This is a genomic window from Aquificaceae bacterium (assembly GCA_037722135.1).
Classification (GTDB): domain Bacteria; phylum Aquificota; class Aquificia; order Aquificales; family Aquificaceae; genus Pampinifervens; species Pampinifervens sericum.
In genome coordinates, this window is record JBBKAW010000090.1 from 1 (window position 1) to 2,712 (window position 2,712).

Genomic DNA, 2,712 nt, shown 5'->3' on the forward strand with positions numbered 1-2,712 from the left:
TCCAGCCTCCATCAAAGAGCTATTGCCAACATCTCTGCCATACGTTGAGCTAAGAGTGAACTCCTTGGCAAAACTGGGAGATAAAGCATCCTGCATATGGAGGTTCATAGCGATGCCAGCGTAAAACAGCTTGTGGTATATACGGAGAAGGAAAAGCTCAAACTCTTGGAATGTTTTTTGAGCTTTTTTGACAGAGAAGCGTTATAAGAGGTATCTAATTTTGTGATAACTTGCAAATTTTGAGTTATAATATATAACATAAGGCGGCGTAGCTCAGCTGGTTAGAGCGGAGATCTCATAAGTCTCAGGTCGGAGGTTCGAGTCCTCCCGCCGCCACTATTCCGTAGATACCTTCCTCTGTAGGTTATACATCCTTATTATCTCCTCTACTGTGTTAGCATCTTCTGGGTTTTTGTCCTCTCTTATAAAGCTAACCGCCCTTGGAAAACGCAAGGCGTAGCCCGGCTCTTCAAGGGTCCTGCCTGCGGTGTGCAAAGGAGACCTCGTTATCTCATCCGCCTTGACCGTTATTACATACCTTGGCTCTACCCACACATCTACGTCAATTATGCTGTCCACTCTTGGATGTTTATGGTTAAGCCTTATGGTGTCCAACATCTCCCTTAACCTGACCCATTCATCCTCTGTAAAGCCTGAACCCACCTTACTTACCGTCTTAAAGGTATCTGTAGAAGGCTCGTAAACCGCCACAAGGAGACCACCTATACCCAATCTTGCCCTTGCACCCTTTCCGTAATAGTAGCCCACTATTACCACGTCCACCGTGTCCGCAAGACTTCCCCTGTAGCTTCTTTTTAACTTTATCCAGTTAAAATTCCTTGAGCCTGCAGTGTAAGGAGCATCAAGTCTTTTTGCCATTATACCCTCAAGCCCTCTTGTTATAACGTCCTCAAAAAAAGTCTCTATTTCCTTTACCTTGTCTGTTATAAACATTTCTGAAGGTCTAAGAGTGTTTGTTTTAGAGAGAAGCTCCTCAAGGGTTTTCCTTCTTTCTATATAAGGCTTTACCGTGTAGTCCTCTCCTTCAAGATAAAGCAGGTCAAAAACAAAGAGCTTAAGTGGATAATCCCTTGCATATTCTTCTATGCTGTATTTTCTCTTTCTCTGTATGGTTATTTGAAAAGGATAAAACTCGCCAGTCTCTTCGTTTACCGCTAAGGCTTCACCTTCAATTATTACCCTTTGGACCTTTATGTCCTCCATGACCGCCTTTACCACATCGGGAAACATCTCCGTCATCCTTTCAAGGTTTCTTGAGTATATTTCCACCTTGTCGCCATCCTTGTGAACCTGTAGTCTAAAGCCGTCATATTTTGCCTCCACACCACATCTGCCAAGCCTTTGAATTATCTCCTGTGCACTGGATACCCTTTCCGCCAAAGCCATCCTTATGGGATAACCTAATTGAATCTTGAACTCTTTTATGGCTTCAGGTCCGCCCTCCTTTAGCCTTTTGGCTACGAGCCCAAGGTCGGAGCACAAGTTATAAGCCCTTTCTATAAAGCTTTTCAAATGCATTGACCCTCTGGCTAAGGCATCTATTATGGTTGCATCACCCACCCCCAGCCTTAGCCTCCCTATAATTATCCTTACCGCATACTTGGCTTCAAAGCCCGAAAGACCCTTTAGAAGGTTTATAAGTTTCATAACCTTATCTAAGGTTCCCCTTGTGCGTGCAATATCAAAAAGCTCTTCATAAACCCTAACAAGGCTTAAGTTTCTTCCCTGCCAGCCTATTAGTTCTTCCGCTACGTCTCCAAGGTCTCCCTTCTGTTTGTATAGAGTTTGCACCTGACTGAGCCTAACACCGCAGGCTTTGGAGAGAGATTCCATAAGAAGCTTTTCCGAAATACCAAACTCTATCCCTCTAAAGGCTGGTAGAAGCTCACCAAGTGTTAGATAAACCACCTTGTCCACTTCTTCCACGCTTGCTTTTTCCAGAAGGCTTCTAAGAATTTCCGCCATTTCAAGCCTGCTGGTGGTTTGTTCAATCCTGTGGAAATACTCAGAAAGCTCTCTAAAGGTCATATCAAGATTTTAAACCAAGCCAACCCTCAAGGTCTTTTACAAAATGGTAGGCACTCCTGCCAGAAAAACCATTGTGCAAAGCCCAATCAAGTGCAAGTCTTTGGAGCTCATCCTCTTTGATGCTTAGACCTCTCTGAAAAGCCAAGTGCCTTACTATATCTAAATACTGCTCCTTTCCAAAGGCGAAAAAGCCAAGTCTTATGCCAAACCTTTCCACAAGGGAGACCCTCTCCCAGTAGCTCTCCTCTGGAAACTTTTCTTGCTCCTCTCTCTCTGGCATGAGATGTCTTCTGTTGGAAGTGGCATACACAAGCACATTGCTTGGTCTTTCTTCCACATCGCCGTCCATTAGAGATTTCAAAATTCTTATCTCCTCGTCCCCAGCTTCAAAGGAAAGGTCATCAAAAAAGAGAATAAATTTTTCTTGACGTTCCCTCAAAAGGTCATAAAGCTTAGAAAGATGACTAATATCCATCTTGTAAACTTGCACAAGCCTGAGACCATCCTTTGCAAAAAGCCCTAACATGGACTTTACCAAAGAAGATTTACCCGTGCCCCTATCTCCCCAGAGTAAAACATCGTTTGCAGGCAAGCCTTTCACAAACTGCAGGGTATTAGAAACTAATCACTGAAAGTGTAGAAATTTATAGATGTATATAGAAA

The 2,712-nt window shown here is 43.4% G+C and carries 1 protein-coding gene, 1 tRNA gene and 1 pseudogene; 1 reads left to right on the forward strand and 2 read right to left on the reverse strand.

Annotation, left to right across the window (positions count from 1 at the left end):
• Positions 1–262 precede the first annotated feature (262 nt).
• A tRNA-Met gene (locus WKI49_06100) sits at positions 263–336 on the forward strand.
• On the opposite strand, the gene WKI49_06105 is transcribed toward WKI49_06100, so the two are convergent.
• Positions 337–2,049, reverse strand: a complete 1,713-nt coding sequence (locus WKI49_06105; protein MEJ7622062.1) for an ATP-dependent DNA ligase — start codon at positions 2,047–2,049, stop codon at positions 337–339.
• 1 nt (position 2,050) lies between these two features.
• Positions 2,051–2,662, reverse strand: a pseudogene (locus WKI49_06110) (DUF815 domain-containing protein).
• Positions 2,663–2,712: the final 50 nt, after the last annotated feature.